Raw genomic sequence first — 3760 nt, 5'->3', positions numbered from 1 at the left:
TGGCGCCGACCGTGCTCGTACACCCGACGTGCAATTCCTGGTACAACGGGGGCAACGTGCCCGGCAAGAAACGGATGTACATGGGCTACACCGGCGGAATCCCCGAATACCGGCGTCGCTGCGACGAAATCGCGGCCGCCGGTTACACCGGTTTCAAACTGGCCTAGGTGAGTGACATGTCGTTGGCGACGCGCAGCCTGGGCCTAACCCGCGACGTGGTCCGCGAACTGGGCAAAGTTGTGCCCCGGACCGTGGCCGGCCTCAACGAGTCGACCGGGTGGGCCCCGGCGACGTCACGTGGTGTGCGGCAGTTCGGCGAGGTGATGCTCGATGAGCTTGCGTTATCTGGGTTTTCGCTCCTGGGCGGAACACCAAAGGCGATCCGGTCGCCAGACGCGTGCACCGGGGCAGCCGAGGAGTTGTCGGCGCTGGGCATCGATCGCGCGCACGCCGACCCAGAACCGTTGCAGGTGCAGAGGACGCAGCGCCGGCGCATCGCCGGTCTGGCGTACGAACGGCTGACGTTCGAGCACGATCCCGCGCTGCCGAAGACGCTGGCGGCCGAGGGTTTTGGTGGCCCGGCGACGGCCGTGGTGCACCTGTGCCGCCATACCGATGGCCCCCGGCCATGGCTGGTCTGGGTGCACGGCGCCGGCCAGGGTGGCACCGAAGACCTGCTGCTGACGCGGATCGGACGGATCCATCACCAGTTGGGATTCAACGTCGCCATGCCGGTGCAGCCCGGCCACGGCTGCCGACGCCGCGAATGGCCGGCCTATCCTGACATGGACCCGCTCGGGAATGTCGCCGGCATGATGCGCGCGGTGTCGGAGGTACGAGCCGTCGTCAAATGGGTCCGGCCACAAGCCAGCGCGGTTGTGGTGTCGGGGATTTCGATGGGCACCCCGGTGGCTGCGCTGGTGTCGCACCTGCAGCGGGACATCGATGCGGTTGGGCTGTACACCCCCATCCTCGGACTGAACGCGATGATCGCGCGACACCTGGGACGTTGGGGCTCCTCGAGAGACGTGTTCCGTGAGTTGCTGGCATCCCCGGTGGTCTCGCAGCTGACCTCGGTCATCGATCCGCTGTCCGTCGACCCCGCGCCGCCGCCCGAGCGACGGCTCATCGTCGGCGCCTGGCATGACCGGATGGCGATGCGCGAGCCCACGACCGCGCTGCAGGACCGGTGGGGCGGCCAACTGTACTGGTATGACGGCAGCCACGTCGGTCACATCTTCTCGCGGCGCGTGCAGCGAGTTACCGAGCGATTCCTGCGCGACGTCGAGAACCTGTAGAGGTGTTTGTGAGCACCTCACCCCGCACGGCCCGCGAGGTCGTCGAGCTCTACAACCTCGTGGTGTGGAACAAGCGCGACTTCGCGCTCGCCGAGGAGCTGATCGGCGACACCCTCATCCGGCATGAGGTGGGCGAGGCGCACACGCTGACCCACGAGGAGGCAGTCAATCGCATCATTGATCACTGGGCCATGTTCGAGGCCATCAGATTCGACCTGAACCTGGTGGTTGCCGGTGACGATGGCGAACACGTCGCGATCGTCTACCAATCTCCGATGACGCTCAAGGATGGCACCACTGTTGACATCGGCAGCATGGAGATCTTCCGGGTCGTCGCCGGGAAAATCACCGAAGTCTGGAATTGTGGCTACAAGCAAGGAGTCTGGAGTTGACCAAGACGCTTGACGAATTGGGGTACTACCTGCTGGCCGGAGCCGGTGGTGAGGGTCCGGCCACCTTGATGGACGAGGCCCGCCGCGGCGAGGAGCTGGGTTTCGGCACGGCGTTCATCTCCGAGCGCTGGAACGTCAAGGAGGCGTCGTCACTGGTTGGCGCCGCGTGTGCGGTGACCAGCCGGATGCAAATCGCCACCGCCGCAACCAATCACAACACCCGCCATCCATTGATGACCGGATCGTGGGCGACGACGATGCACCGGTTGTCCGGCGGCCGCTTCACTCTCGGCGTCGGGCGCGGGATCGCCGCGATCTACGGGGCATTCGGCATTCCGGCGGTGACGACCGCACAGATGGAGGATTGGGCACAGGTCATGCGCCGGCTGTGGCACGGCGAGGTGATCTTCAACCACGACGGCCCAATGGGCAAGTACCCCATCCTTTTTCTCGATCCGGACTTCAACGAGGACATCCGGCTCGCCCTGGTGGCGTTCGGGCCCAACACACTGGCGTTGGGCGGCAGGGTGTTCGATGATGTCATCCTGCACACCTACTTCACGCCGGAGACGCTGCAGCGCTGCGTCACAACCGTGAAGTCGGCCGCCGAAAAGGCCGGTCGCGACCCCGACAGCGTGCGGGTGTGGTCCTGTTTCGCCACGGTGGGTGATCATCTCCCGGAACAGCTGCGGTTGAAGAAGACCGTCGCGCGTCTCGCCACCTACCTTCAGGGGTACGGGGACCTGTTGGTGCAGACCAATAACTGGGACCCCGCTGTACTGCAACGGTTCCGGGCTGACTCGGTGGTGACGTCGATCGCCGGCGGAATCGATCACAAAGCCACACCCGAGCAGATCGAACACATCGCGACACTGATTCCCGGCGAGTGGCTGGAGCCATCGGCGACCGGGTCGGCTCAGCAATGTGTGGACCGGATCCGCAAGGAATTCGACTACGGGGCCGACGCGCTGATCATGCACGGCGCCACACCCGACGAACTCGAACCCATCGTCGCGGCGTACCGAGTGACCTGATAGGAAAAGGTATGTCGCAGTACTTGAAGGACAAGGTCATTATCGTGACCGGCGCAGCCAGCGGCTTCGGCAAGCTGATCTCGGAAAAATGTGCCGCCGGTGGCGCGAAGGTCGTCGGCGTCGACGTCAGCGCGGACGCCCTGAACGAGGTATTCGAAGGCATCCGCGCCGCCGGCTTCGAAGGCACCACCCACGTTGCGGACGTCACCGACATGGCCCAGGTCCAGGCGGCGGGCCAACACGCCGTCGACGCCTACGGTCGCATCGACGTGATCGTGAACAACGCCGGCGTGATGCCGCTGGCGTTTTTCGCCGATCACGAACGCGCATGGGAGAAGTGGCACAAGGCGATCGACATCAACATCAAGGGTGTCGTGAACGGTATCTCCGCCGTCTACGACACGATGACCACGCAGGGCCGCGGCCAGGTGGTCAACATTTCGTCCATCTACGGCAATGCCGGAACCGAGGGCTCCGGCGTCTACAGCGCAACCAAGGCCGCAGTCGACGTGCTGTCGGATTCGTTGCGGGTCGAGGCCCAAGGCAAGATCAAGGTGACCACGGTCAAGCCGACCGGTGTGCTGGGAACCAATCTCGCCGGCGGGGTCGTCAACGAGGCGGCGGTCATCGGCATCGTGGGGCAGAAAGGCGCGCAGTTCCTCGAAAATGCCGGCAACTTGCAGACCGGAGCGCTTCGCCCCGAACAGATGGACGTGGACTCCGTGGAGTATTGGCTGATCACTCCCGACGACCTGGCAAACGCGGTGGTACATGTCATCGACCAGCCATGGGGCATCAACATCAGCGACGTGACCGTCCGGGCCAGCGGCGAGAATTACGTCTGCTGACTCCTCAGGGCATGATCACGGTCCGGCTCACCGGCTCGGCGGCGGCCTGCCGGCTCGATAATCCTCGCCGCAAGGATGCCAACAGCGCGTCGCGCGTTTCGCGTGGATCGATCAGCTCGTCAAAACCCATGTGCTCGGCGGAACGGTAGGACGCCTGCAACTCTGCGTCGCGCAGTTTGGCGGTGAGG

Annotated in this window: 4 protein-coding genes and 2 pseudogenes; 5 read left to right on the top strand and 1 reads right to left on the bottom strand. The window is 64.8% G+C overall.

Annotation, left to right across the window (positions count from 1 at the left end; all coding sequences use genetic code 11):
* The 5 genes and pseudogenes from VN856_RS00565 to VN856_RS00545 form a co-directional block, all read left to right on the top strand.
* Window positions 1-167, top strand: a pseudogene (locus tag VN856_RS00565) (cyclohexanone monooxygenase); the annotation flags it as partial.
* Between the two features lie 9 nt (window positions 168-176).
* Window positions 177-1298 (top strand): PHB depolymerase family esterase, encoded by a 1122-nt coding sequence (locus tag VN856_RS00560; RefSeq protein ID WP_325685186.1) that lies wholly within the window; start codon window positions 177-179, stop codon window positions 1296-1298.
* Between the two features lie 8 nt (window positions 1299-1306).
* Window positions 1307-1690, top strand: a complete 384-nt coding sequence (locus VN856_RS00555) for a nuclear transport factor 2 family protein (protein ID WP_325685185.1) — start codon at window positions 1307-1309, stop codon at window positions 1688-1690.
* The gene (locus VN856_RS00550; protein WP_325685187.1) at window positions 1654-2724 is read left to right on the top strand and encodes a TIGR03857 family LLM class F420-dependent oxidoreductase; all 1071 of its coding nucleotides are present in this window, start codon (window positions 1654-1656) and stop codon (window positions 2722-2724) included. Before VN856_RS00555 ends, VN856_RS00550 begins: the two co-directional genes overlap by 37 nt.
* Window positions 2725-2735: 11 nt before the next feature.
* On the top strand, window positions 2736-3572 hold the full coding sequence (locus VN856_RS00545; protein WP_325685184.1) for an SDR family oxidoreductase: 837 nt from the start codon (window positions 2736-2738) through the stop codon (window positions 3570-3572).
* A gap of 4 nt (window positions 3573-3576) precedes the next feature.
* On the opposite strand, the pseudogene VN856_RS00540 reads toward VN856_RS00545, so the two are convergent.
* A pseudogene (locus VN856_RS00540) lies at window positions 3577-3760 on the bottom strand (acetyl-CoA carboxylase carboxyltransferase subunit); the annotation flags it as partial.

This window comes from Mycobacterium sp. (assembly GCF_035603715.1).
GTDB lineage: Bacteria > Actinomycetota > Actinomycetes > Mycobacteriales > Mycobacteriaceae > Mycobacterium.
The sequence above is the reverse complement of the archived record's forward strand: the minus strand, read 5'-3'. Positions and strand labels throughout refer to the sequence as shown.